General features: G+C 67.0%; 21 protein-coding genes. 13 read left to right on the top strand and 8 right to left on the bottom strand.

Going from position 1 to position 24,073, the window contains the following annotated elements:
• Nucleotides 1-2: 2 nt before the first annotated feature.
• Both PSV00_RS03470 and PSV00_RS03465 read right to left on the bottom strand, forming a co-directional pair.
• Nucleotides 3-2,063, bottom strand: coding sequence for a S9 family peptidase (locus PSV00_RS03470; protein ID WP_300444914.1), 2,061 nt, complete (start codon nucleotides 2,061-2,063; stop codon nucleotides 3-5).
• A gap of 67 nt (nucleotides 2,064-2,130) precedes the next feature.
• Nucleotides 2,131-3,117 (bottom strand): D-glycerate dehydrogenase, encoded by a 987-nt coding sequence (locus PSV00_RS03465; RefSeq protein ID WP_300444911.1) that lies wholly within the window; start codon nucleotides 3,115-3,117, stop codon nucleotides 2,131-2,133.
• A gap of 74 nt (nucleotides 3,118-3,191) precedes the next feature.
• Between PSV00_RS03465 and PSV00_RS03460 the strand changes: the two genes are divergently transcribed.
• The 8 genes from PSV00_RS03460 to PSV00_RS03425 all read left to right on the top strand — a co-directional run bounded on the left by PSV00_RS03460 (nucleotide 3,192) and on the right by PSV00_RS03425 (nucleotide 9,475).
• On the top strand, nucleotides 3,192-3,779 hold the full coding sequence (locus PSV00_RS03460) for an SH3 domain-containing protein (RefSeq protein ID WP_300444908.1): 588 nt from the start codon (nucleotides 3,192-3,194) through the stop codon (nucleotides 3,777-3,779).
• A gap of 88 nt (nucleotides 3,780-3,867) precedes the next feature.
• Entirely contained in the window at nucleotides 3,868-4,410 is a 543-nt protein-coding gene (gene fabA, locus PSV00_RS03455) for a 3-hydroxyacyl-[acyl-carrier-protein] dehydratase FabA (RefSeq protein ID WP_300444905.1), read from the top strand.
• Nucleotides 4,411-4,468: 58 nt separating this feature from the next.
• Entirely contained in the window at nucleotides 4,469-5,698 is a 1,230-nt protein-coding gene (fabB, locus tag PSV00_RS03450) for a beta-ketoacyl-ACP synthase I (RefSeq protein WP_300444904.1), read from the top strand.
• Nucleotides 5,699-5,747: 49 nt separating this feature from the next.
• Complete coding sequence (locus PSV00_RS03445) at nucleotides 5,748-7,010, top strand: cation:proton antiporter (protein WP_300444902.1); 1,263 nt, start codon at nucleotides 5,748-5,750, stop codon at nucleotides 7,008-7,010.
• Nucleotides 7,011-7,093: 83 nt separating this feature from the next.
• Nucleotides 7,094-7,891: an enoyl-ACP reductase gene (locus tag PSV00_RS03440; protein WP_300445167.1), complete on the top strand. Its 798-nt coding sequence runs from the start codon at nucleotides 7,094-7,096 to the stop codon at nucleotides 7,889-7,891.
• Nucleotides 7,892-7,995: 104 nt separating this feature from the next.
• The gene (locus tag PSV00_RS03435) at nucleotides 7,996-8,550 is read left to right on the top strand and encodes a hypothetical protein (protein ID WP_300444900.1); all 555 of its coding nucleotides are present in this window, start codon (nucleotides 7,996-7,998) and stop codon (nucleotides 8,548-8,550) included.
• Nucleotides 8,551-8,606: 56 nt separating this feature from the next.
• Nucleotides 8,607-9,125, top strand: coding sequence for a hypothetical protein (locus PSV00_RS03430; protein ID WP_300444898.1), 519 nt, complete (start codon nucleotides 8,607-8,609; stop codon nucleotides 9,123-9,125).
• A gap of 173 nt (nucleotides 9,126-9,298) precedes the next feature.
• Nucleotides 9,299-9,475 carry a YegP family protein gene (locus tag PSV00_RS03425; RefSeq protein ID WP_300444896.1) on the top strand — a complete coding sequence of 59 codons (177 nt, stop codon included), beginning with the start codon at nucleotides 9,299-9,301 and terminating at the stop codon, nucleotides 9,473-9,475.
• A gap of 30 nt (nucleotides 9,476-9,505) precedes the next feature.
• Here the strand turns inward: PSV00_RS03425 and rimM are convergent, their stop codons facing one another.
• The 3 genes from rimM to ffh all read right to left on the bottom strand — a co-directional run bounded on the left by rimM (nucleotide 9,506) and on the right by ffh (nucleotide 12,298).
• Complete coding sequence (gene rimM / locus PSV00_RS03420) at nucleotides 9,506-10,033, bottom strand: ribosome maturation factor RimM (RefSeq protein ID WP_300444894.1); 528 nt, start codon at nucleotides 10,031-10,033, stop codon at nucleotides 9,506-9,508.
• Between the two features lie 111 nt (nucleotides 10,034-10,144).
• Complete coding sequence (gene rpsP, locus PSV00_RS03415; protein WP_300444892.1) at nucleotides 10,145-10,747, bottom strand: 30S ribosomal protein S16; 603 nt, start codon at nucleotides 10,745-10,747, stop codon at nucleotides 10,145-10,147.
• A 27-nt stretch (nucleotides 10,748-10,774) separates the two neighbouring features.
• Complete coding sequence (gene ffh, locus PSV00_RS03410; RefSeq protein WP_300444890.1) at nucleotides 10,775-12,298, bottom strand: signal recognition particle protein; 1,524 nt, start codon at nucleotides 12,296-12,298, stop codon at nucleotides 10,775-10,777.
• 423 nt (nucleotides 12,299-12,721) lie between these two features.
• On the opposite strand from ffh, the gene ppc reads away from it, so the two are divergent.
• On the top strand, nucleotides 12,722-15,418 hold the full coding sequence (gene ppc / locus PSV00_RS03405) for a phosphoenolpyruvate carboxylase (protein ID WP_300444889.1): 2,697 nt from the start codon (nucleotides 12,722-12,724) through the stop codon (nucleotides 15,416-15,418).
• Nucleotides 15,419-15,490: 72 nt separating this feature from the next.
• Here ppc and PSV00_RS03400 read toward each other — a convergent pair whose 3' ends face one another.
• On the bottom strand, nucleotides 15,491-17,662 hold the full coding sequence (locus PSV00_RS03400) for a M3 family metallopeptidase (RefSeq protein WP_300444887.1): 2,172 nt from the start codon (nucleotides 17,660-17,662) through the stop codon (nucleotides 15,491-15,493).
• Nucleotides 17,663-17,787: 125 nt separating this feature from the next.
• Here PSV00_RS03400 and PSV00_RS03395 point away from each other — a divergent pair, with 125 nt between their 5' ends.
• Nucleotides 17,788-18,651 (top strand): aspartate/glutamate racemase family protein, encoded by an 864-nt coding sequence (locus PSV00_RS03395; RefSeq protein ID WP_300444885.1) that lies wholly within the window; start codon nucleotides 17,788-17,790, stop codon nucleotides 18,649-18,651.
• A 49-nt stretch (nucleotides 18,652-18,700) separates the two neighbouring features.
• Nucleotides 18,701-19,252, top strand: a complete 552-nt coding sequence (locus PSV00_RS03390) for a hypothetical protein (protein WP_300444883.1) — start codon at nucleotides 18,701-18,703, stop codon at nucleotides 19,250-19,252.
• Here the strand turns inward: PSV00_RS03390 and PSV00_RS03385 are convergent.
• The gene (locus PSV00_RS03385) at nucleotides 19,221-19,754 is read right to left on the bottom strand and encodes a carboxymuconolactone decarboxylase family protein (RefSeq protein ID WP_300444882.1); all 534 of its coding nucleotides are present in this window, start codon (nucleotides 19,752-19,754) and stop codon (nucleotides 19,221-19,223) included. The genes PSV00_RS03390 and PSV00_RS03385 overlap by 32 nt on opposite strands.
• A 198-nt stretch (nucleotides 19,755-19,952) precedes the next feature.
• Entirely contained in the window at nucleotides 19,953-20,486 is a 534-nt protein-coding gene (locus tag PSV00_RS03380; RefSeq protein WP_300444880.1) for a peroxiredoxin, read from the bottom strand.
• A 282-nt stretch (nucleotides 20,487-20,768) separates the two neighbouring features.
• Between PSV00_RS03380 and katG the strand changes: the two genes are divergently transcribed.
• Nucleotides 20,769-22,997: a catalase/peroxidase HPI gene (gene katG, locus PSV00_RS03375; RefSeq protein ID WP_300444878.1), complete on the top strand. Its 2,229-nt coding sequence runs from the start codon at nucleotides 20,769-20,771 to the stop codon at nucleotides 22,995-22,997.
• Between the two features lie 116 nt (nucleotides 22,998-23,113).
• Entirely contained in the window at nucleotides 23,114-24,013 is a 900-nt protein-coding gene (locus tag PSV00_RS03370; RefSeq protein ID WP_300444876.1) for a hydrogen peroxide-inducible genes activator, read from the top strand.
• The last annotated feature ends 60 nt before the right edge of the window (nucleotides 24,014-24,073 follow it).

Here is a 24,073-nt window from a genome sequence, read left to right as displayed (position 1 = left end):
TCTCAGTCGGCCGACACCGGCGTGTCCACGGCCGGGACCGGACCTGCCCCGCCGGCCGGAAGGTGGGTGGCCAGGAAGGATTCCATCTCGCTCAGAACCCGCGTTTCGTCACGGCTGAGCCAGCGGCTGTGGCCGGCCCCCTCCATCACCACGAGGTGGACATCCTTTCGGGCACGGCGCAGGGCCCGCTCCATGTCCCGCGACTGGCTGACCGGCACCACCGTGTCCGCCTCGCCGTGGATCAACAGCACCGGCAGACGCCAGTCGTCGACCGCCCGGATCGGCGACACGGCGTCCAGCGCCGCCCGGTCATCCCGCGGATCGCCGATCGCCTTCAGCCAGTATTCGTAACTGTCGGAGTTCGCCCCCTCCTCGGTCCAGACCCAACGCAACATGGTGACCAGGTCGGACGGACCGGCGATCGAGATGACACAGCGGTAGAGGTCGGGCTGGCTGGCCCCGGACTGCAGCGCCGCATAGCCCCCGTAGCTGGCCCCGACGATACAGGCCCGGCCGGACTCGGCCAGGCCCGCAGCGATCAGATGGTCGACCCCGGCCGTGACGTCGTCCTGCATCCGGCGACCCCATTGACGATAGCCGGCCTGGGCGAAAGCCCGCCCCATGCCGGCCGAGCCGCGGAAATTGGGCTGGAACACCTGGTAGCCGCGTGTGGCCAGGAATTGGGCCCAGGTGTCATAGGTCAGATAGTCCCGGGCCTCCGGTCCGCCGTGCGGCATGACCACAAGCGGCAGGACGGCGTCGGGCGCCGCCCCCGGCGGGCGCGTCAGATAGCCGAACAGGGGCTGGCCGTCGGCCGCCGTATAGTCGATCCGCGACATCGTCCCGAGGGCGGTCTCGGGCAGTCGCGGATAGACCGCGTCGATATATTCCATGCGTCGCTCGTCGACGTGGAAGATGAAGAGCTCGCCGGGATTGTTGGGGGCCGAGGCCCGGACCAGCCAGCGCCCACCGTCCCGCGCCTGGGAGACCACCGAGACGCTCCAGCCCTCGCCGAAGAAGCGGCGGATTCCCGACATGACCGCATCGTCCTGCGGATCGAGGAAGTCGCAGCGATAGATGTCGGCCCAGTAGCAGCCGGCGACCAGTTCCCCCGAGTCGGCATTCTGCAGGATGCCGGTCACATCATAAGCGGGTTGCTGCCAGATCGCCGGGCCCATGGTGCGGCTGGTGAAGTCGAAGATATGCACGGCGGCCGTGGTGTCGTCCCCTTCCGGGGCCTCGGGCTGGACGGCGACATAGACCTTGCCGGGCGCTCCGGTCCCGCCCAGGATTTCGTAGTCCGGCAGGTCGCGAATCTCGTTGCGCCGCAGGCGATAGACCTCGGACCAGCTGCCGTCCGCCTCAAGCGCCTCCATGATCTCGATCTGGCCGACGCGGCGATAGGCGATGCGGCCGACGACGGTACCGTCACGATCGGTCACATAGTCGAGGACCCGGCGGTGGCCGGTCAGGACCTGCTCGGCCTCCCCGGTCAGGATATTGACGCGAGCCACGTCCAGCGAGCCCAGGGCCGTGCGATAGATCATCAGGATGTTGTCCGGATCGTTTCGCAACAGGTCGAGCACCTCGCCCGGCCGCGTATCCTTGGTGTCCGGGGCCTTGAGCTGAATGTGCGACGTGCCGTCCCGGGACATCGACAGGACCGACCGGCCGTAACGGTAGGACCGGATGTCGCCGGTGTCGCGATTGCCCGATCGCCTGACCTCCATCCGCGTGATCCCGATCACCAGCCGGTCGTCGGTCTTCCAGCGGATCCAGTCGATATAGACACCGCCGAAACTCTCGCGCGCCTCCCCGCCGGTCAGGACCATGACGGTCTTTTCCTGAAGATCGCGAACCTGGATGTCGCTGCGGTCGCCGTCGTGCGCGACCCAGACCAGATAGCGGCCGGACGGCGACAGACTGGCCCCGCTCACGGAAGGATCGGCAACGAAATCGGCGATGGTCGGCGGATCGGCGCGCGCCGGCGACGGCAGCAGCAGACCTGCCACGGTGAACCCGGCGGCCAGAAAGGCCACCCCGATCATACGGATAAGTTGCACAGACAATTCCCCCGAACCCTCGCGGGCATCAAGCCCCGCAGACCCCGGCGTCGTCAAGTCATGGAATTCAAAGCATTGCGGGAATGACGCGATCCGGCGGCCGGTGGCCGTTCTGATAGGTCAGGATATTGCCGATGACGCGGTCGCCCATGTCCTGACGCGCCTCGATGGTGGCCGAACCCAGATGGGGCAGCAGCACCACATTGGCGTGGCCCAGCAGGCCCGGATGGATCACCGGCTCCTGTTCGAACACGTCCAGCCCGGCCCCGGCGATCCTGCGGGTCCTGACCGCCTCGGCCAGGGCGGCCTCGTCGATCAGCTCGCCGCGCGCGGTGTTGATCAGGATCACATGCGGCTGCAGCTTCGCCAGCCGTTCAGCCGAGATCAGATGATAGGTATCCTTCGTCGCCGGGCAGTTCAGCGAGATCAGGTCCATCCGCGCCAGCATCTGGTCCAGGTCGTCCCAGTAGGTGGCCCCCAGCTCCTCGGCGATCATGGCCGGGACCGGTTTGCGGTTGTGATAGTGGACCTGCATGCCGAACGCCCTGGCCCGCCGCGCCAGGGCCTGGCCGATCCGGCCCATGCCGACGATGCCCAGCCGCTTGCCCCACAGTTTGCGCCCCGTCATCCAGGTCGGGGACCAGCCCTCGAATCCCCCGGCGGCCACCACCTGGGCCCCTTCGACGATGCGGCGCGACACCGCCAGAATCAGCCCCATCGCCAGGTCGGCCGTGTCCTCGGTCAGCACCCCCGGCGTATTGGTGACGATCAGTCCGCGCCCGACCGCCGCGTCGATGTCGATATGATCGACCCCGGCCCCGAAATTGGCGATCATCTTCAACTGCTCGCCGGCCCCGGCGATCAGGCTCGCGTCGATCTCGTCGGTGATGGTCGGCACGAGAACATCGGCGCGCTGCATGGCCGCCTCCAGCGCCGCCCGATCCATCGGCCGGTCGGTCAGGTTCAGCTCTGCGTCGAACAGTTCCCGCATCCGCGTCTCGACCGCGTCGGGCAGGCGTCTGGTTAATACGACCTTAAGCTTGCGGACGGACATTCGGAGCCTTCGGATTGACGGGTGACGGCGGGCAGAGACGCTCGCAACGCCCGCCCGCGACGGATTTCACACCGGTGTCTAGCAAAGCTGTCCCCCGCCGCCAAAGCCTGTCGAAGCGTATCGCCCTCGGGGCGGTCGCGATCGGCCTGGGCCTGATGGCCGGGGCCGGGGCCACCATGCCCGACGGACGTCCCACCCCGACCGGCCTCGACGTACCGCGCTGGGTCACGCTGAAGTCATCCCGGGTCCGCGCCCGTCAGGGTCCGGGCCTCGATTACCGTATCCTGTGGGAATACCGGGCCGCGGGCCTGCCGGTTCAGGTGATCGCCGAGACCCGGGAGTGGCGCAAGGTCTGCGATCCCGAAGGGTCGATCGCCTGGATCCACCGCACGGTCGCCTCGGGTCGCCGCACCGTCTTCAATGCCACGGCGGTCGAGGTTCCGGTCCACACCGGACGCTCCGACGAATCCCCCCTGCGGGCGCGCCTGTCCGCCCGCGCCATCGTTCCGCTGGATGAGTGCGAATCAGGCTGGTGCCGCATTCGCGCCCGCAAGCTGCACGGCTGGGTGCGCGCCGAGGCCGTGTTCGGAACCGAGCGGCACCCCCTGTGCGATGCGGCCCGTCCGGCGGGACAGGGACCGGACCGGCTGCCCGCTGGTTGAGCCGCCCGCCCGGCTCGTGTAACCCGGCGCAACACCGGCCCCATGCAGCGCGATGCGCCGCAGGTCGAAAGATATCCGGAGCGCCTGAGTGACCCAGTCGAAATACCCGTCGTCCTTCGATCACGAGGCCCTGCTGGCCTCGGGCCGCGGCGAACTGTTCGGCCCGGGCAATGCCCAGCTGCCGGCCCCGCCCATGCTGATGTTCGACCGGATCGTGACGATCAACAGCGACGGCGGTGAACACGGCAAGGGCTATGTCGAGGCCGAACTCGACATCCATCCGGACCTCTGGTTCTTCCAGTGCCATTTTATCGGCGATCCGGTCATGCCCGGCTGCCTCGGCCTCGACGCCATGTGGCAGCTGGTCGGCTTCTACCTGGGCTGGATCGGCGGCCCCGGCCGTGGCCGCGCCCTCGGCGTCGGTGAGGTCAAATTCACCGGCCAGGTCCAGCCGGACGTCAAGAAGGTGGTCTACAAGATCAACCTCAAACGGGTCATCAATCGCAGATTGGTGATGGGGATCGCTGACGGGGTGCTCGAAGCCGACGGCGTCCCCATCTATACTGCATCGGACATGCGGGTCGGCCTGTTTGGAGCCGCCCCGGTCTCCGGCGCTCCGTCCGGCGACTGAGCCGCGGCGAACAACAACCGCGGTCAACGCGGATACGGATTTAGGTAAGGAAGTCAGCATGCGGCGTGTGGTCGTCACCGGTCTGGGTATCGTCTCTTCCATCGGTCATGGAGCCGATGAGGTCACAGCCTCCCTGCGCGAGGCGCGTTCGGGCGTGGTCGCCGCCCCCGATCACATCGAACACGGCTTTCGCAGCCAGGTCTGGGCCCCGCCGTCGCTGGGCGTAAAGGCCGAGGACTGGGCCCCGCTGGTCGACCGCCGCGCCGCCCGCTTCCTCGCCAACGGCACCGCCTGGGCCCATATCGCCTTCGAGGAGGCGCGGAAGGATTCCGGCATGACCGCCGAGGAGATCCAGTCCGAGCGCATCGGCCTGATCGTCGGTGAGGGTGGTCCCTCGACCCAGGTCATCCTGCAGGCGGCGGCCACCACCATCGAAAAGGGCTCGCCCAAGCGTATCGGCCCGTTCGCCGTGCCCAAGGCCATGGCCTCGGGGCCCTCGGCCGTGCTGGCCACCTGGTTCCAGCTCAAGGGCATCAACTATTCGATCAGCTCGGCCTGCGCGACCAGCGCCCACTGCATCGGCGCGGGTGCCGAACAGATCGCCTGGGGCAAGCAGGACGTGGTCTTCGCCGGCGGTTGCGAGGACATCGACTGGTCGATGTCCAACATGTTCGACGCGATGGGCGCGATGTCGTCCAATTTCAACGACACCCCGTCGACGGCCTCGCGCGCCTATGACGCCACCCGCGACGGCTTCGTCATCGCCGGCGGGGCCGGCATCGTCGTTCTGGAAGAATATGAGCGGGCCGTGGCCCGTGGCGCGACCATCTATGCCGAGGTCACCGGCTATGCTGCCAACTCGGACGGCTATGACATGGTCGCCCCCTCGGGTGAGGGCGCGGAACGCTGCATGAAGCTGGCGCTCGACATGGCCGGCAATCCGAAGATCGACTATCTGAACCCGCACGGCACCTCGACCCCGGTCGGCGACTCCAAGGAGATGGGCGCGGTCCGTAACGTCTTCGGCGACCAGATGCCGATGATCTCCTCGACCAAGTCCCTGACGGGCCATTCGCTCGGCGCGGCCGGGGCCCAGGAAGCGATCTACTGCCTGCTGATGATGAAGAACGATTTCGCGGCCGAGAGTGCCCATATCGAAAACCTCGACCCTGAGTTCGAGGGCATGCCGATCCTGCGCAAACGCCACGACGGACCCCTGACCCACGTCATGTCCAACTCGTTCGGCTTCGGCGGCACCAACGGCACCCTGATCCTCAGCAAGGTCTGAGGACGGGAGCCAAACCGGGTCCGGTGCGCTAGCTTGTCTCCTGCATGAGGTGACGACCCTGACCGCCGATCCCTACGTCCTGTTCCTGCTCGGCCTCGGGGCCGTGATCCTGATGGTGTCCTGGGCCCCCGTCGGGCTGAAACGCTGGCCGCTGACCCTGGCCATATTGTGTGTCGCCATCGGCGTCGTGGTGTTCAGCACCGGGGTCCTGTCCTTCGATCCCGACCCGCGCACCTGGGACACCTTGACCGAACGGCTGGCCGAGCTGGTCGTCCTGATCAGCCTGATGGGGGCCGGACTGAAGCTGGACCGGCCGCTGGGCTGGCGACGCTGGGGCTCGACCTGGCGGCTGCTGGCCGTGGCCATGCCCCTGACCATCATCGCCACCGCCTTTCTGGGCTTCATGGGTCTGGGCTTCAGCCTGGCCATGTCGCTGCTGCTGGGGGCGGCCATGGCCCCGACTGATCCCGTGCTGGCCGCCGACGTCCAGGTCGGTCCACCCAGTTCCGGCGAGGAGGACGAGGTCCGTTTCGGCCTGACCTCCGAGGCCGGCCTCAACGACGCCCTGGCGTTTCCCTTCGTGCATCTGGCCATCCTCGCCGCGGCCGGAGGCCTGGCCTCGACCGCGGCCCTGACCGACTGGTTCACGATCAATGTCGTCTGGAAGCTGCTGGCCGGGGCCGGGGTCGGCTATCTGGTGGGGCGCGGCCTCGGCTATCTGATCTTTCATAGCCAGAGGACGGGCCTGTCGCGCCTCGGCGACGGCCTGGTGGCCCTGGCCGCCACCTTCCTCTGCTACGCCTTGGCCGAACTGGCCCACGGCTACGGCTTCCTCGCCGTCTTCGTCTGCGGCCTGACCATCCGGGCCTGGGAGCGCGACCACGACTTCCACAAGGAGATGCACGACTTCTCCGACCAGTTCGAACGGCTGCTGATGATGCTGCTGCTGGTGCTGTTCGGCGGGGCCCTGGCCAACGGCCTGCTGGACGCCCTGACCTGGACCGACGCCGCCATCGGCCTGGCCATCCTGCTGGTGGTGCGGCCGGTCGCGGGCCTGATCGCCATGATCGGTTCGCCCCAGCCGTGGCGCGAGCGGCTGCTGATGGCCTTCCTCGGCATCCGCGGCATCGGCTCGATCTACTATGTGGCCTATGCCCTCAACCACGGCGACTTCGGCAGCAGTGAGCGGCTGTGGGCCATTGTCGGCTTCATCATCCTGGCCTCGATCGTGATCCACGGGGTCAGCGCCAGCCCGATGCTGATGCGGCTGGCGCGACGCCGGGCCCGTCAGACGGCGGACGCCGACAGCTGATGCTTTCCCCGCGCGCGGCCCCCTGCTAACGCTCGGCCCAACAGATCAGGAGACAGACCATGGCGAGCGAGAGCGGCTGGAACATGCCCAAGGGTGACCTCATGAAGGGCAAGAAGGGCCTGATCATGGGAGTCGCGAACTCCAACTCCATCGCCTGGGGCATCGCCTCGCAACTGGCCGCCCAGGGGGCCGAACTGGCCTTTACCTATATGGGCGAAGGGCTGGAGCGCCGCGTGCGCCCGCTGGCCGAGAGCGTCGGCGCGAAACTGTTGCTGCAGGCCGACGTCACCGACGACGCCTCGATGGACGCCGCCTTCGCCGAGCTGGAAAAGGAATTCGGCACCATCGACTTCGTCGTCCACTCCGTCGCCTTCGCCAACAAGGACGAGTTGAAGGGCTCCTTCGTCGACAATACCAGCCGCGACAGCTTCCTGCTGGCCCTGAACATCTCGGCCTTCAGCTTCGTCGACGTGGCCCGGCGCGCGTCGAAGATCATGCCCAATGGCGGGTCGATGATCACCATGACCTATCTCGGCTCCGAGCGAGCCATCCCCAACTACAACACCATGGGTGTGGCCAAGGCGGCGCTGGAGGCGGCGACCCGCTACATCGCCCGCGACCTGGGGCCCAGGGGCATCCGCGTCAACGCCATCTCGGCCGGGGCCATGCGCACCCTGTCGCTGGCCGGCATCTCGGGCGGCCGCGGCATGATCAGCCAGGGCCGGGCCATGAGCGCGATGAAGGAGGACACCTCGATGGAGGGGGTCGCCGGCTGCGCCCTGTGGCTGTGCTCGGACCTGGGCCTGTCGACCACCGGCGAGATCATCCACGTCGACGCCGGCTTCCACATGATGGGCCTGGCCGGCGACGAGGAGGGCTGAGGCCGGGTCTCGCCGGATACTCGATTCCCTCTTAACGGGAACTTGATTCGGAGCGCAACCGGCCCTCAGGCATCGCGCCGTCTCTGACAGACAGGAGGCGAGCCGTGACCAACCCGGGCGACATCAGCGTCGTCGGCCAGCGCCGGTGGCCCGGAGGGTCGTTCCCGGGCGGTGGCAGCAAGGACGAGACCACCGGGGAAGTCCCGGAAACGGGGGAACTGCCGGACCCGCTTGAAGAGGTCATGCCGGATCCCTGCGCGGACTCCGTGCTGGCTGCTGTCTGGAACGCCGATGCGACCGGAGCGGAAGCGTTTTCTGGATTCAAAGTCAAAGCAGCGGAACTGGGTGACACTGGCCTGTATCAACGGGAGTTCGGTGCCAAAATATATCAGCACCCGGACGGGAGCATATATCTCGGCCCAATTACCTGGGGCGATCCAATGACAGGCACATTCAACTTCGACGAAAGTGGCATGACGCAAGCTAATTTGATCGGCGAGATTCACTCTCATCCTTCTCCGCAAATGGAGCCGTCAGCGGCCGATTGGACAAGACTGAACACGTTCAGCGACTGGACTCAGCGCAATTTCCGAACATACATCGTGTCACGGGATCAGAATGATCCGACCTCGGATTTTGCAATTCGTGTTCACGACTAGAGTTCCGATCAGAGCAGCGACAACCCGGGTCCCGAAGTGAACCCGGAGGCGCAACCATGTTCCTGACGATCTTGCTGGCTGGAGCGATCAACGCGCCGTCCCCGGTCGACTGGCTTCAACAACTGCAGGCGGAGCCTTTCGAACAGTCACGCCCGAAGGCGGTCATCATCCAGACTCGGGAGTTTGCCGCCTCAACGGCCATCAGCCTGTATGAGACGCGTTCGGCGGACGGGACCGGAACGGAGTCGTCCATCTGGCATGCGCGGCGCGAGGTCCGGACCGGAGATGACCGCGTCGTCGCCTGGACCTCAACCGTGTCGTGCGCGCCGTTGTTCTCGGTCGTTGTCGCCCTGGAGCGGCTGGCGCTGCCGAATGTCGAGCTGCGCCAACCTTCGGTGGACCAGTTTCCGACCCCCGCACCGGTGATGGGGAGCCTGCACCAGACGCATCTGGTGTGGGTTACCGCTTGGGATTCCGGAAACGCGCCGGTTCAGCTGACGCTGGAATCCCTCGGGTCGGGCCCGCCGAAACAGATCTATGACCTGGTCGACGCCCAGCTCTCGGACTGCTGGTGAATCCGAAGGACAACCGGCGGCACAAGCGCCCTTTTACACGGGCCTCCCGATAGTGGGCGCGGTCGGTCATCACGGCCCTGTGTCGGGAAACCCCGGTTTCACGCCTTGCCCCCGAGCCTGACTGTGACAGCCTGTGTCCGCCCCACGCCGGGGCCGACACAGGAGACTGCCGCGTGGCCCACAAATTCGAAATCTACAAGGACAAGGCCGGCGAGTTCCGGGTGCGCTTCAAATACAATTCCGAGATCATGTTCGCGTCCGAGGGCTACAGCTCGAAGGCCTCGGCCCAGAACGCCATCGACTCGGTCAGAAAAAATGCCCCCGGGGCCCCGGTCGAAGACAACAGCTAGGCCTCCCGGCCCGACGCAACCGATTTCGCTCTAGTCCGGTTCGCGCTCACCGACCTCTTCGGGGCGCACCACCCGCAGCCAGCCGTCGGCGATGTGCAGGTCCGGCACGGCTTCCCGGGTGAAGGGTACGAACCAGGTCGGCCCGCCCGTGGCCGGGGTGATTTCCAGCATGTCGCCGGCCCCGAAATTCTGCACCGTCCGGACCGTGCCCAGCACCGAGTCTTCGGGATCGCGCGCCTCCAGACCGACCAGGTCGGCCAGGTAGAATTCGTCCTCCTCCGGCTCGGGGAAGCGGTCGCGCGGCACATAGAGTTTCAGATTGCGCAGGGCGTCGGCCTGTTCCTTGGTCTCGACCTCCTTCACCCGGCCGACGATGCCGTCCCTGGTCGGACGGGCCGTCAGCACGGTCAGGGCGTGGCTGCCGTCGGCCCGCAGCAGCGGCCCATAGGCGGTCAGGGCCAGGGGGTCGGCCGTATAGGCGGTGATCTTGACCTCGCCGCGCACGCCGAAGCCGCCCGCCACATGGCCGACGAGGATAAGAGTGTCTGATGCCGTCATGACGTCCGTTCCCGCTTTCGCCCCCGGATAACAGAAAAGCAGCGCCCGGGCTTCGGGCGCTGCCTTCTGTCACCTGATCCCCGGCACAGGCCGGGGGCGGGCGGCTGAGGCCTAGGCCTCGGTCTTTTCTTCGGCCGGGGCTTCCTCGGCAGCCGCTTCAGCGGCCGGAGCCTCTTCAGCGGCAGCTTCGACGGCCGGGGTCTCTTCGGCAGCGGCTTCGGCGGCCGGGGCCTCCTCGGCGACGACTTCCGGCTCCGGAGCCGGGGCATTCCTAGCGGCTTCAGCAGCGGCAGCCGCCTCTTCCTTGGCCTTCACGGCAGCTTCGGCGGCTTCGATCTTGGCAGCGGCCTCGGCCTCGGCGCGGTCGGCCTCGCGCTGGGCGCGCTCGGCGGTGCGTTCCTGGGCCTTCTTGCCGGGGACAGCCTTGTTCGGGTTGTTGGACTGGGTCCATTTGACCGTCTGGCCCAGGGTCTCGTCCAGGCTCAGGAAGCGGGCGACGCGGTCGGTCGGCTGGGCACCCTTGCCGAGCCATTCAGCGATACGTTCGACCTTGAGCGTGACGCGCGGCTTGTCGCCGTCCTTGGGCAGCATCGGGTTGTAGGTGCCGACGCGCTCGATGAATTTGCCATCGCGCGGCGAATGGGAGTCAGCAACGACGATATAGTAGTAGGGGCGCTTCTTGGCACCACCACGGGCCAGACGAATCTTCAGCATTTTCAGTCTCTTTCTAGGGTTCTAATTCTATTTCTTGGAAGGGAAGCCCGGCAGGCCGGGAAGGCCTCCCGGCAGTTGTCCGCCGCCCAGGCCGGAGAGCCGGTCCTGGATGGCTTTCATTTCGTCAGCAGAGGGTTCCGGCATCTTGCCGCCGCCCATGGCCTTCAGCCGGGCCATGTCGGCCCCGCCGCCGCCCATGCCGGGCAGGCCGCCCATCATGGCCGCCATCTTCTGCAGGTTCTTGCCGCCGCCGCGCGACAACGACTTGACCATGTCGGCCATCTGCCGGTGCTGTTTCAGCAGGCGGTTGATCTCCTGCACCTCGACGCCGGACCCGGCCGCGACCCGCTTCTTGCGGCTGGCGTTCAGCAGGTCGGGCTTCCTGCGCTCGGTCTTGGTCATCGAGCTGATGATGGCGATCTGACGCGCGATCATCTTGTCGTTGATATTGTTGTCGGCCATCTGGGCCTTCATCTTGGCCACGCCCGGAAGCATGCCCATGATGCCCTGCAGGCCGCCCATCTTGGCCATCTGCTGCAGCTGGGCCGACAGGTCATTCAGGTCAAACTGGCCCTTGGCCAGTTTGCGGGCCATGGCCTCGGCCTTGGACTGGTCCAGTTCCTGGCTGGCCTTCTCGACCAGGGCGACGATATCGCCCTGGCCCAGGATCCGGCCGGCGACCCGGCGGGCGTCGAACACATCGAGCGCGTCGACCTTCTCGCCCGAGCCGAGATATTTGATCGGCAGGCCGGTCACGGCCCGCATCGACAGCATGGCCCCGCCGCGCCCGTCGCCGTCGGCGCGGGTCAGGACCAGGCCGGTCAGCGGCAGGCGCTCATGGAAGGCGGCGGCGGTGCGCACCGCATCCTGGCCGGTCAGGCTGTCGGCGACCAGCAGGGTCTCGACCGGGTTCGAGACCCGGGCGACCTCGGCCACCTCGTTCATCAGGGCCTCGTCGAGCGTAATCCGCCCGGCGGTGTCGAGGATCAGGACGTCGAAGCCCTGGAGTTTGGCCGATTGCAGCGCCCGCTTGGCGATCTCGACGGCCGACTGGCCCTCGACGATCGGCAGGGTCGCGACCTCGATCTGTTTGCCGAGGGTGGCCAGCTGTTCCATGGCCGCCGGACGACGCGTGTCCAGCGAGGCCATCATGACCTTCTTGCGATCGAATTTGGTCAGCCGCAGCGCCAGCTTGGCCGAGGTCGTGGTCTTGCCCGAGCCCTGCAGGCCGGCCATCAGGATCACGGCCGGCGGGGTGGCGTTGATATTGAGCGGGGTCGGCTCCTCGCCGCCCAGCATCTCGACCAGACCGTCATAGACGATCTTGACCACCTGATCGGCCGGCTTGACCGAGCGGATCACATCCTCGCCCGTGGCGCGTTCGGTGGCGAAGGCGATGAAATCCTTGACCACCGGCAGGGCGACATCGGCCTCCAGCAGGGCCACGCGCACTTCGCGCATGGCTTCCGCCACGTCCTTTTCGGACAGCGCGCCGCGCCCGGTGATCCGGTCGAAAACGCCTGTCAGTCGCTCGTTCAGGGCCTCGAACATATAAACCTCATGCCCGGTTTCGCTTCAGGCCAGAATGACCTGAATCCAGAAAACGGGCGCTCAGCACCGACGAGTTGGTTCGGTCCCCATAGAGAAATATCCCCTGGCGACGATCACGTCGGCAGGGGGTTCTCGCCCACCTCGTTCTCTCTCGGGGGCTAACGGTCTGTCGACCTACTTGAGCCCGACAGGGCCGTGCTCAAGTAGCGCGAAGCGCGGTAGCACCACCGACAAAGCTGTCGTGTGGGTGGAGACGCGAGGTTCACTTGCGCCGGAAGCCGGGGCTTATGCGCGAAAACCCGGCCAAAGACAAGCTGGCCCCGCGACGGAGCACACATCGGGTTTCAGCGTTACCATAGGCACTGCCCGTCCACCGCCATCCCGATAGGCTTGTCCGCTCATCCTCTCCCGAAAGACCCCGCCATGTCTCCCGCCACCGACGACCGCCTGCGCGAAGAAGTCCGACTGCTCGGCAGTCTGCTCGGCGATGTGATCCGGGATGAGGGCGGACCGGCCCTGTTCGACCGGATCGAGGCGGTTCGCCAGGCCTCGGTCGCCTATCACCGCGATCCCGAGGCCCACGACACCGGGCCGCTGGAGGCCCTGCTGGCCGAGCTGTCGCTCGACCAGGCGGTCGGCCTGGCCCACGGCTTCGCCACCTTCTCCCTGCTGGCCAATGTCGCCGAGGACCGCGCCGGTAAACGCCATGCCCGCGCCCTGTCCGCCGAGGGTGCCCGCGCCGACACCCCCGAAGGGGCGCTGGCCCGTCTGGCCGAGGTTGACCGCACCCCGGAGGATGCCCGCGACCTGCTGGCCGGGGCCCTGATCTCACCGGTCCTGACCGCCCACCCGTCCGAGGTCCGCCGCAAGAGTGTGCTCGATCGCATCGCCGCCGTCAGCGACCTGCTGGATTCCTGCGATCGCGACGATCTGGCCTGCGCGCCGGATAAACTGACCCGCGGCCTGCGTCGCCAGACCGTGATCCTGTGGGCGACGCGTCTGGTGCGCACCACCGGCCTGGTGGTCCAGGACGAGATCGACACCGTGGTCTCCTTCCTCGAACGCGTCTTCCTGCTGGCCGCCCCGGCCCAGCTGGCCGACTGGCGTCGCCGACTGAACGCCCCCGACCTGCCGCCCTTCATCCATATCGGCACCTGGGTCGGCGGCGATCGCGACGGCAATCCCAATGTCGACGCCACCGTGCTGGAGGCCGCCTTCCGCACCCAGGCCCGGGCCGTGCTGCGCTTCTATATGGAGGAGGTGAACGCCCTCGGGGCCGAGCTCAGCCTGTCGGACTCCCTGGCCGGGATCAGCGACGATCTGCGCGCCCTGGCCGAAGCCTCCGGTGACACGTCTCCCCACCGCGCCGGCGAGCCCTATCGCCGCGCCCTGTCCGAAATCTACGCCCGGCTGTCGGCGAGCCATCTGGTTCTGACCGGGATGCCGGCCGCCCGCCCCGCGCCGTTCGCCGCCCCCGCCTACAGCGGCCCGGACGCCTTCCGCGCCGACCTGCGGGTGCTGCGAGACAGCCTGATCGCCCACCACGGCGACGCCTTCGCCGACGACCGGCTGACCCATCTGATCACCGCCGCCGAGGTGTTCGGCTTCCACATGGCGACGATGGATTTGCGCCAGAACGCCGACGTCCATGAGCGGGTGGTCGCCGACCTGTTCCGCGCCGCCGGGGTCTGCGCCGACTATCTGGCCCTGGATGAGGAAGCCCGTATGACCCTGCTGGCGTCGGAGCTGGCCTCCGAGCGTCCGCTGTTCAGCCCCTATGCCGACTATGCCCCCGAGACCCTGAAGGAACGGGCGATTCTCGAGGTCGCCGCCGGGGCCCTGGCCCGCTTCGGCCCCCGGGCCCTGCGCACCCATATTGTCTCCAAGACCGACGCCGCCTCGGACCTGCTGGAGGTCTATCTTCTGCTCAAGGAGGTCGGCCTGTACCGGCCGTCCGAGCCCGGGGCCTGCCCGATCCAGGCGGCCCCCCTGTTCGAGACCATCGATGACCTGCGGGCGTCCAGGGCGACCCTGGCGCGGCTGTTGACCGAACCCTCGGCCCTGGCCGTAGCCCGGGCCCGCAGCGTGCAGGAAGTCATGATCGGCTATTCCGATTCCAACAAGGACGGCTCCTATCTGACCTCGACCTGGGAATTGCACGAGGCGTCGCGCGCCCTGCTCGACGTCACCCGCGAGGCCGGGGTGCGGCTGCAGCTGTTCCACGGTCGCGGCGGAGCCGTCGGCCGCGGCGGCGGCTCCAGTTTCGCCGGGGTCATGGCCCAACCCCAGGGCACGGTCGACGGACGGATCCGCATCACGGAACAGGGCGAGGTCATCGCCAACAAATACGGCGAGCCCGATGTGGCGCGGCGCAATCTCGACGCCCTGACCTGCGGGGTCCTGCTGGCCTCCTTGCGCCCGGCCCCGGACGAGACCTTCACCGCCCGCCACGGCGCGACCGTGGCCGGTCTGTCCAGCGCCTCGATGGCCGCCTACCGGGCCCTGGTCTACGAGACCGATGGCTTCGTCGACTATTTCCGTGCCGCCACCCCGATCGCCGAGATCGCCGAGCTGAAGATCGGCTCGCGCCCGGCCTCACGCAGCGCCTCGACCGCGATTGAGGACCTGCGCGCCATTCCCTGGGTGTTCAGCTGGTCGCTGTCGCGGGTTATGCTGCCGGGCTGGTACGGTTTCGGCTCGGCCATTCAGGGGGCCGACATGGCCGAACTCCAGGCCATGGCCGCCGAATGGCCCTTCTTCCGCACCCTGGTGCAGAACATGGAGATGATCATGGCCAAGGCCGATATGAGCATCGCCCGCCGCTATGCCGATCTGGTGCCTGACGCTGCCCTGGCCGACCGCATCTACGGGGCCCTGGTCTCGGAGTGGGACCGCACCCGTGACGCGGTCCTGACCATAAGCGGCCAGGACGACCTGCTGGGTGACCAGCCCGAGCTGGACCGACTGATCCGCCTGCGCCTGCCCTATATCGAGCCGCTGAACCACCTGCAGATCGAACTGATCCGGCGACGTCGCGCTGGAGACACCGACCCCCGGGTCCGTGAGGGGATTCTGCTGACGATCAACGGCGTCGCCGCGGGCCTGCGCAACAGCGGCTGACCGCCACGCCGCGGACATGAAAAAAGCCCGGCGGAGCGATCCGCCGGGCCTTTTTCATTCGGGTCGCCGGTCCTAGCTGACCGGGAAGCCCCGCACCCTGAGCAGGGCCGTCACATCGGGATCACGGCCGCGGAAGCGGCGATAGGCCTCGGCACGGTCGGTGGTGTTGCCCTCGGCCAGGATGATCGCCTTGTAGCGGGCGGCGATATCCGGATTGAACACGTCGCCCGACTCCTCGAAATAGGCCCAGGTGTCGGCGTCCATGACCTCGGACCACAGGTAGGAATAGTACCCGGCGGAATAGGCATCCGAGGTGAACAGGTGATTGAACTGCGGCAGGCGGTGCCGCATCACGATCTCCTTGGGCATTCCCAGCCGGGCGAGGCTATCGCGCTCGAAGGCATCGATGTCGGTCGGCGGCGTGGCCCGGGTGTGCAGGTCCATGTCGACCAGGGCCGAGGACAGATAGCTGACCGTGGCATAGCCCTGGTTGAAGGTTGAGGCGGCTTCGACCTTGTCGACCAGTGCCTGCGGCATCGGCTGGCCGGTCTCCACATGCTTCATGAAGCCGTCGAGGATCGGGCGCGACAGCACCCAGTGCTCATGCACCTGCGACGGATATTCGACATAGTCGCGCGGCGTCCCGCCAAGGGCCGGATAGACCACCTGCGATGACAGATAGTGCAGGGCGTGGCCGAACTCGTGGAACAGGGTCTCGGCGTCATCCAGCGAGATCAGCACCGGCTGGCCGCCTTCGGCCTTGGTAAAATTGTTGTTGTTCGACGCCAGCACATTGTCGATGCCGTCGTAGGCCGAATAGGAGCGGTAGGTTGTCATCCAGGCCCCGGAGCGCTTGCCGGCGCGGGCGAAGTCGTCCGAATAGAACAGACCGACATGGCGACCACTGGCCTTGTCCTTGACCTCGAACACCTCGACGTCCGGATGGAAGACCGGAACCCTTCCCGCCGGCAGCGGCGTGAACTCGAAGCCGTACAGACGCTCGGCCATGTAGAAGGCCCCGCGCTTGACGTTGCTCAGCTCGAAATACGGCTTCAGCTCATTCTGATCAAGATCGTACTTCTGTTTCCGGACCTTCTCCGCATAGTACAGATAGTCCCAGGGCTCGATGTCGTGGCCGGCGATCGCGCGCATGTCGGCGACCTCCTCGGTGACCCGCGCCTTGGCCGGAGCCCAGACCCGGTTCATCAGGCTCATGGCGGCGGCCGGGGTCTTCGCCATCGTGTCCTGCATCCGCCATTCGGCGTGGTTCGCGAAGCCCAGCAGGGCCGCGCGCTCGGCCCGCAGCTTTGCGATCTCGGCAATGATGGCATTGGTGTCATTGCCGTCGCCGTTGTCGCCCCGATTGACGAACTTCTTCCAGACCTGCTCGCGCAGAGCCCGATCGTCGGCGAAGGACAGGAAGGGGTCGACGCTGGAGCGGGTATTGACGATGGCAAAGCCGGTCAGGTCGCGGCTGCGGGCGGCGGCAGCTGCTGCCGCCTTGTTCGACGCGGGCAGGCCGGCGACGCCGGCCTCGTTCGGGATGAGGGTGTAGGCGTTCTCGTCAGCGACAACCTTCTGGCCGAAGCTGGTGAACGCGTTGGACAGGGCAGTGTTGATACGACCCAGTTCGGCCTTGCCGGCGGCGTTCAGGGCCGCACCGTTACGGACGAAAGCGTCGCGCGAGCGTTCGGCGATTCGGGTCTGCGCAGCGGTCAGGCCGGCCGCTGCGGCACCGTCAGCCACCGCCTTGACGCGCCGGAACAGTTTTTCGTTGAACGTGATCTCGTCGCCTGCGGCCGACAGAAGCGGCGACACCTCGGTGTCCACCGCCTGATAGTCGTCCGAGCCGATGTTGGAAGTCATGACGCCGTAGATGGCACCGGCGCGATCCAGCGGCTCGCCGGCCATCTGCATGGCCACCATTGTATTGGCGAAGGTCGGCGGCTCCGGATTATTGGCAATGGCGTTGATCTCGGCGCGCTGCAACTCAATGCCTTCCAGCAGGGCTGCGCGCAGCTTGGGTGCCGTGACCTGGCCCCAGGGCGGAACGCCTTCATAGGGGCCGGTCCACGGCTGCAGAAGTTCCGCACGCGGGGTCTGGACCGGCAACACCGTCCGGGCGACGCGGGCGTCTTCCGCGAGGGTGGCCGGCGAGGCCCCCCCCATATCAAGGCCGTTGGCTGCGCAGCCCGTAAGGGCGAAGAGGCTCGCGCCTCCGATGAGGACATGGCGTCTGTGCATGGTCGCTCCGTGATCTGGAATGTGTCTGATAGACCACCCTAGGCCTATTGCGCCTGACCGTCACATGAACGGAGCGTAATCTTGAACATTGGACGTGGCCGGGCCGGACGGCTAAAGGCCGCACCATGGCGATAGGCGTATTCGACTCCGGCGTGGGCGGGCTGACGGTCCACCGCGAACTGACCCGACGGTTTCCCCGGCGGGACTTCATCTATCTGGCCGACCAGGCCAACGCCCCCTATGGGGGGCGCGGCGGCGAGGACATCGTCGACCTGACCCGGGCCGGCTGTGAACGACTGTTCGAGGCCGGGGCCAGCGTCATCGTCCTGGCCTGCAACACCGCCAGCGCCATCGCCCTGCGCCGGCTGCAGCAGACCTGGGTGCCCGAGGCCCGGGCCCGCCATGGCCGCCCGGTCAATGTGCTCGGCATCATCGTCCCGACCATCGAGGCCGCCACCGGCCTGCCCTGGGCTTTCGAGGCGGAACGCTCGGAACGGTTCGGGGGCGAGAAGATCGAGGCGATCGACATCACCGGCGTCTTCTGCACGGCCGCCACGGCCATGAGCCGCGTCTATGAGATCGAGATCGACAAGCGTCGCGAGGACCTCGCGGTCTTTTCCGAACCCTGCCCCGGCCTTGCCGGACTGATCGAACTGGGTGCGCCCGCCGAGGAGCTGAAACTGGTCGTCGATGACCATGTCGACGCCCTGCGTCGCCGCATAGGCCGGCACCCGGACAAGGCCATCCTCGGCTGCACCCACTATGAGATCGTCGCCGACCTGTTCGCCGCCGCCCTGCCGCCCGGAACCACGGTGATCCACCAGCCGACCGCGGTGGCCGACGCCCTCGAACGCTATTTCCTGCGTCACCCGGACTATGATCTTGGTGTGGACGGCGGGCGTGAATTCCTGACGACCGGCAAGGCGGGCCCGCAGTCGGACCTGGTGGCCCAGTTCTGGGGCGAACCCCTCACCTTCAACCCGGCCTGACTTGACGGCGGCGACCACTGGTCGTCCGATCCGCCCGGGAGGATCCGGAATGCTGAAAGCAATTGTGAGCGCGACGGCCCTGGGCCTTTGTGTTGCCGAGCCGGCGGCCGCCGAGGTGGTCGATCGCCAGGATGACAGTTTCACCCTGCGCATGAGTGCGCCGGTTAATGCCGGATGGGGCCAGGCCTTCCTCGCGGTCGGCGACGTCCGTCATTGGTGGAACGCAGACCATACCTACAGCAACAACGCGGCAAACCTGTCGCTACCGCTCGAGCCGGGGGCCTGCTTCTGCGAGCAGATGGACGACGGCTCGGCCTTTGAGCACGGACGTGTCGTCACAGTGGACGCCCGGCACGGGGTTCGGCTGGACGCACCGCTCGGGCCGCTCAAGGGGCGGGCAACGCGGGCCTCCCTGACCTTCGGATGGACCGACACCATCGGGCGCGACCAGGTGCTGACCCTGACCTATGTCGTCGAGGGCGATGGTGTCGGCAGCCTGGCCGCGCCGGTCGATGAGGTTCTGACGGATCAGTTCGCGCGATGGGCCGCCTGGGCTCCCCGGATACGCCCTACGCCGAGAGTGCCGCCTCCGAGGCCGTGATCCGGCTGGCGGCGTGGACCACGGCGGCGATACGCATCGCGGCCTGCACCTGGGTATTGGGCACGCCGTGGGTCTTCAGCGCCGCCTCATGCGCGTCCATGCACGATCCGCAGCCGTTCAGGGTGCTGACGGCCAGTTCCCACAGTTCGAAATCGGCCTTGTCGACGCCCGGATTGGCCAGAACGTTCATCCGCAGCCGGGCCGGCAGGGTCGTGTACTCCGTGTTCTGCATCAGATGCAGGCCACGATAGTAGATGTTGTTCATCCCCATGATGGCTGCCGCCGACTTGGCCGCCGAGGCCGCCTCCGGGGTCAGGACCTCACTGGCCGCCGCCGTGATCAGCCGCACCACCGGGGCCACGCCGACCGCATGGGCGCAGGCCAGGAAACAGCCCCATTTCTGCTGGTCGTTCAGCACCGTCTCACTGGCCAGGGACGACAGGTTCAGCGAGATATCCTTGGCATAGGCGGGCATCAGGTCGCGCAGGGCGTCAATCGACATCTTGATTCCTTGGTGGGCTATCGCGCGCGACGCGGTCGCTCGCTACGTGAGCCGGATGGGGGCTGGTCTGGTTGACGGGCGCAGCCGCGCTCGGGCCGCGAGGCTCCGCGAGCCGGGCGTAGCGCCCGAAGAATGTGGCGGGTGACGGGAAGGCGACGACGCGAACGCCGCCGCCTTCCATCACGGGGTCAGCCGCCTTCAGGCAGCGAGCGTCTCACCGCCGACCGGGCGGTTGCAGGCGCACAGCTCGTCGGTCTGCAGGGCGTCAACGACCCGCAGGGTATCGGCCGGGGCGCGGCCGACGTTCAGGTTGGTGACATAGACGTGCTGCACGACATTGTGCGGATCGACGACGAAGGTGGCGCGCAGGGCCACGCCCTCCTCTTCGTTGAGGATGCCCAGTTGACGGGCGAATTTGCCGCCATTGTCGGCGAACTGCCAGATCGGCAGCTTGTTCAGGTCGGCGTGGTCACGGCGCCAGGCCAGTTTGACGAACTCGTTATCGGTCGAGCCGCCCATGACCACGGTGTCGCGGTCGTCGAACTCGCGAGCCAGCGAGGCGAACTCGGCGATCTCGGTCGGGCAGACGAAGGTGAAATCCTTCGGGTAGAAGAAGATGACCTTCCACTTGCCCTCGAAGCTCTCGCCGGTGATCGGTTCGAAGGCCGAGACGCCGTTTTCTTCGTGGTCGTTGAAGCCCGGCTTCACGCCAATGACTTTGAATTCCGGCAACTTTTCACCAACACCGAGCATATGAATTCCTGACAGACTAGGGACAAAAAAGACGGCGGAGAGGGGGAGCGCTCCGCCGATGACCGGTGAAATGGCCCTTCGCAGTTGCGAAGTCAAATCGATCATTTTGCAGGTGCGAATAAACAGAATCTATGTCGAGGAGGCGGACTTCGTGACGGCCTGTATAGATTTAACTGTTATTTCGAACAATCTTTATCGATTTGTCTTTGCATAGATCGCGACCTAGGCTGGAATCATACTCATCACGGAAAGAGATCAGTCATGGACGGCAAATCAGGCGGCGATCCCCTCAAATGCCCGGCCCGGGGCCCGGCAGCGGTCAGGTCCCTTCTCGGCCGGACCAACCGGGACTGGTGGCCGAACCAGCTGTCGCTGGACATCCTGCATCAGCACGGGATCAACGGCGACCCGATGGGGCCGGACTTCGACTATGCCGAGGCGTTTAAATCCCTCGATTACCAGGCCGTCAAACGCGATCTGACCGCCCTGATGACGGACAGCCAGTCGTGGTGGCCGGCGGACTATGGCCACTACGGCCCCTTCTTCATCCGCATGGCCTGGCACAGCGCCGGCACCTATCGCAGCGGCGACGGCCGCGGCGGGGCCTCGTCAGGCTCGCAGCGGTTCGCCCCGCTGAACAGCTGGCCCGACAACGCCAACCTCGACAAGGCGCGCCGGCTGCTGTGGCCGATCAAGCAGAAATACGGGGCCAGCCTGTCCTGGGCGGACCTGATGATCCTGGCCGGAAATGTCGCCATCGAATCGATGGGCGGGCCGGTGTTCGGCTTCGGCGGCGGCCGGGCCGACGTCTGGGAGCCTGAGAAGGACATCTACTGGGGCACTGAGGAGGAGTGGCTTGGCAAGACCCGCATCACCGAGGAGACGGTGCTCGAGAACCCCCTCGCCGCGATCCAGATGGGCCTGATCTACGTCAACCCCGAGGGGCCGGGCGGCGAACCGGACCCGATCGGATCGGGCCGCGACATCCGCGAGACCTTCGCCCGAATGGGTATGAATGACGAGGAGACCGTCGCCCTGACCGCCGGCGGCCATACCTTCGGCAAATGCCATGGCGCGGGCGACGCCTCGCTGGTTGGAGCCGAACCCGAAGGGTCCGACATCGCCCAGCAGGGGCTTGGCTGGCACAGCACCTATGAGAGCGGTATCGGCGACCACACCATCACCAGCGGCATCGAGGGCTCGTGGAAACCCAATCCGATCCAGTGGGACGGCGGCTATTTCCACATGCTGCTCGACTATGACTATGAGCTGGTCACCAGCCCCGCCGGGGCCAAACAGTGGCAGCCGGTCAACCAGAAGCCCGAGGACATGGCCCCGGCGGCCCACAATCCCGACCGCCGTGTGCCGACAATGATGACCACCGCCGACATGGCGATGAAGATGGACCCGGCCTACCGCAAGATTTCCGAGCGGTTCCGGGCCAATCCGGACCAGTTCGCCGACGCTTTTTCCCGCGCCTGGTTCAAGCTGTGCCATCGCGACATGGGGCCCAAGGCCCGCTACCTCGGCCCGGACGTGCCGGCCGAGGACCTGCTGTGGCAGGATCCGATCCCGGCCCTGGCCGGCCCGGTGATCGACGCGACCGACATCGCCGCATTGAAACAGAACATCCTCACCTCGGGCCTGACCGTATCCGAGCTGGTGCAGACGGCCTGGGCCGCGGCCTCGACCTATCGTGGGTCCGACCATCGCGGCGGGGCCAACGGCGGTCGCATCCGCCTGTCCCCGCAGAAGGACTGGGACGTCAACCAGCCCGACCAGCTGGGCCGGGTGCTGAAGGTGCTGGAAGGCATCAAGGCGGACTTCGACAAGGCGGGCGGCAAGACGGTCTCGATCGCCGATCTGATCGTTCTCGGCGGTTCCGTGGCCATCGAGAAGGCGGCGAAGGACGGCGGCCATGCCGTCGCGGTTCCCTTCACCCCCGGCCGCACCGATGCAACGCAGGCGCAGACCGACGCGGAAGGCTTCGAGGTGCTGGAACCCCGGGCCGACGGGTTCCGCAACTATCTGCAGGTCAAATTCAGCGTCCCGACCGAGGAACTTCTGATCGACCGGGCGCAACTTCTGGGGCTCAGTGCGCCGCAGATGGCGGTGCTGGTCGCCGGGCTGCGGGTTCTCGGAGCCAACCACGGCGGGTCGAAGCACGGCGTCTTTACCGACCGGCCGGGCGTGCTGACCAACGACTTCTTCGTCAACCTGCTCGACATGGGTACGGCGTGGAAACAGGTCGACGATGACGGCGACGACACCTTCATCGGCACCGATCGCGACACCGACCAGCAAAAATGGACGGCGACCCGCACGGACCTCGTGTTCGGCTCCAACTCCCAGCTTCGGGCCGTGTCCGAGGTCTATGCCGCCGCCGACGCGGACGGGAAATTCGTCCGCGACTTCGTCACCGCCTGGACCCGGGTCATGAACGCCGACCGCTTCGACCTGCCCCGGTCGGCGCGCCGGGCCGAGGCCTGATCGCCTGACCTCCCGGTCCCCGACATTTCGGGGACCGGGACACCGGGGGTTTCGACCTTCGATGAAGTCAGCCGATAGATTTTGATCTCATGATAGCGAACCCTTATATCGCTCTCATGCTCCCCACCCTGCGACAGCTCCAGTATCTCAAGCTCCTGGCCGAACACGCCTCGTTCAGCCGCGCCGCCGAGGCCGCCCACGTCAGCCAGCCGGCCCTGTCGTCGGGCGTACAGGAGCTGGAGAAGATTCTGGGGGCCCCGGTGGTCGAGCGCACGCGCGGCAATGTCCAGCTGACCGCCGTCGGTGCCGAGGCCGTGCGCCGGGCCGAGGACGTCCTGGCCCGGACCGAGGATCTGGTCGAGGCGGCCCGGAATGCGGGTCGCCCGCTGTCCGGTCGCTTCCGCCTGGGCATCATTCCGACCATCGCCCCCTTCCTGCTGCCCAACAAATTGCCGGGGCTCAACGCCGCCTATCCGGCCCTGCGCCTGTTCATCCGCGAGGATCTGACGCCCCGCCTGATCGCCGGACTGAAGGCCGGCCATCTGGATGCGGCGGTGATCGCCCTGCCCTATTCGGCTCCGGGCATCGACCATGCCCGTATCGGCGACGACGAGATCCTGGCCGCAGCCCCGGTCGGCCACCGGCTGGCCGTGCCCGGGGCCATCCACCCAGGGGCCCTGAAGGCCGAGGACCTGATCCTGCTGGAGGACGGCCACTGCCTGCGCGATCAGGCCCTGGCCGCCTTCGACATCGAGCCGTCGCGCGGAGACGACGTCTTCGCCGCCACCTCGCTCCACACCCTGGTCCAGATGGTTTCATCCGGCCTCGGCGTCAGCTTCCTGCCGCGCATGGCCGTCGATGCCGGCCTGGCCGACATGCCCGGCGTGGTCATCCGACCGATCTCGGCCACCGCCCCCAGCCGCGAGATCGTGGTCGCCTGGCGCCGAGGATCCAGCCGCGCCGCCGAGGCCCGTCTGCTGGCCGAGGCCATGCTGCTGGACCCGCCCAAGGCCTGAAACACAAAAGGGGCCGGCGGATGTCTCCGCCGGCCCCTGATTGTCTTCGGCCCGTTCAGG

Source organism: Brevundimonas sp. (assembly GCF_029945885.1).
Classification (GTDB): Bacteria; Pseudomonadota; Alphaproteobacteria; order Caulobacterales; family Caulobacteraceae; genus Brevundimonas.
The sequence above is the reverse complement of the archived record's forward strand: the minus strand, read 5'-3'. Positions and strand labels throughout refer to the sequence as shown.

What these genes read in the sequence shown, in the direction of transcription:
- ffh (WP_300444890.1), bottom strand. Translation starts at nt 12,298, where the DNA reads ATGTTCGAGGCCCTGAACGAGCGACTGACAGGCGTTTTCGACCGGATC.
- PSV00_RS03370 (WP_300444876.1), top strand. Translation starts at nt 23,114, where the DNA reads ATGCTCCCCACCCTGCGACAGCTCCAGTATCTCAAGCTCCTGGCCGAA.
- fabB (WP_300444904.1), top strand. Translation starts at nt 4,469, where the DNA reads ATGCGGCGTGTGGTCGTCACCGGTCTGGGTATCGTCTCTTCCATCGGT.
- PSV00_RS03400 (WP_300444887.1), bottom strand. Translation starts at nt 17,662, where the DNA reads ATGCACAGACGCCATGTCCTCATCGGAGGCGCGAGCCTCTTCGCCCTT.
- ppc (WP_300444889.1), top strand. Translation starts at nt 12,722, where the DNA reads ATGTCTCCCGCCACCGACGACCGCCTGCGCGAAGAAGTCCGACTGCTC.
- rimM (WP_300444894.1), bottom strand. Translation starts at nt 10,033, where the DNA reads ATGACGGCATCAGACACTCTTATCCTCGTCGGCCATGTGGCGGGCGGC.
- PSV00_RS03465 (WP_300444911.1), bottom strand. Translation starts at nt 3,117, where the DNA reads ATGTCCGTCCGCAAGCTTAAGGTCGTATTAACCAGACGCCTGCCCGAC.
- rpsP (WP_300444892.1), bottom strand. Translation starts at nt 10,747, where the DNA reads ATGCTGAAGATTCGTCTGGCCCGTGGTGGTGCCAAGAAGCGCCCCTAC.
- PSV00_RS03430 (WP_300444898.1), top strand. Translation starts at nt 8,607, where the DNA reads ATGTTCCTGACGATCTTGCTGGCTGGAGCGATCAACGCGCCGTCCCCG.
- PSV00_RS03385 (WP_300444882.1), bottom strand. Translation starts at nt 19,754, where the DNA reads ATGTCGATTGACGCCCTGCGCGACCTGATGCCCGCCTATGCCAAGGAT.
- PSV00_RS03440 (WP_300445167.1), top strand. Translation starts at nt 7,094, where the DNA reads ATGCCCAAGGGTGACCTCATGAAGGGCAAGAAGGGCCTGATCATGGGA.
- katG (WP_300444878.1), top strand. Translation starts at nt 20,769, where the DNA reads ATGGACGGCAAATCAGGCGGCGATCCCCTCAAATGCCCGGCCCGGGGC.
- PSV00_RS03390 (WP_300444883.1), top strand. Translation starts at nt 18,701, where the DNA reads ATGCTGAAAGCAATTGTGAGCGCGACGGCCCTGGGCCTTTGTGTTGCC.
- PSV00_RS03395 (WP_300444885.1), top strand. Translation starts at nt 17,788, where the DNA reads ATGGCGATAGGCGTATTCGACTCCGGCGTGGGCGGGCTGACGGTCCAC.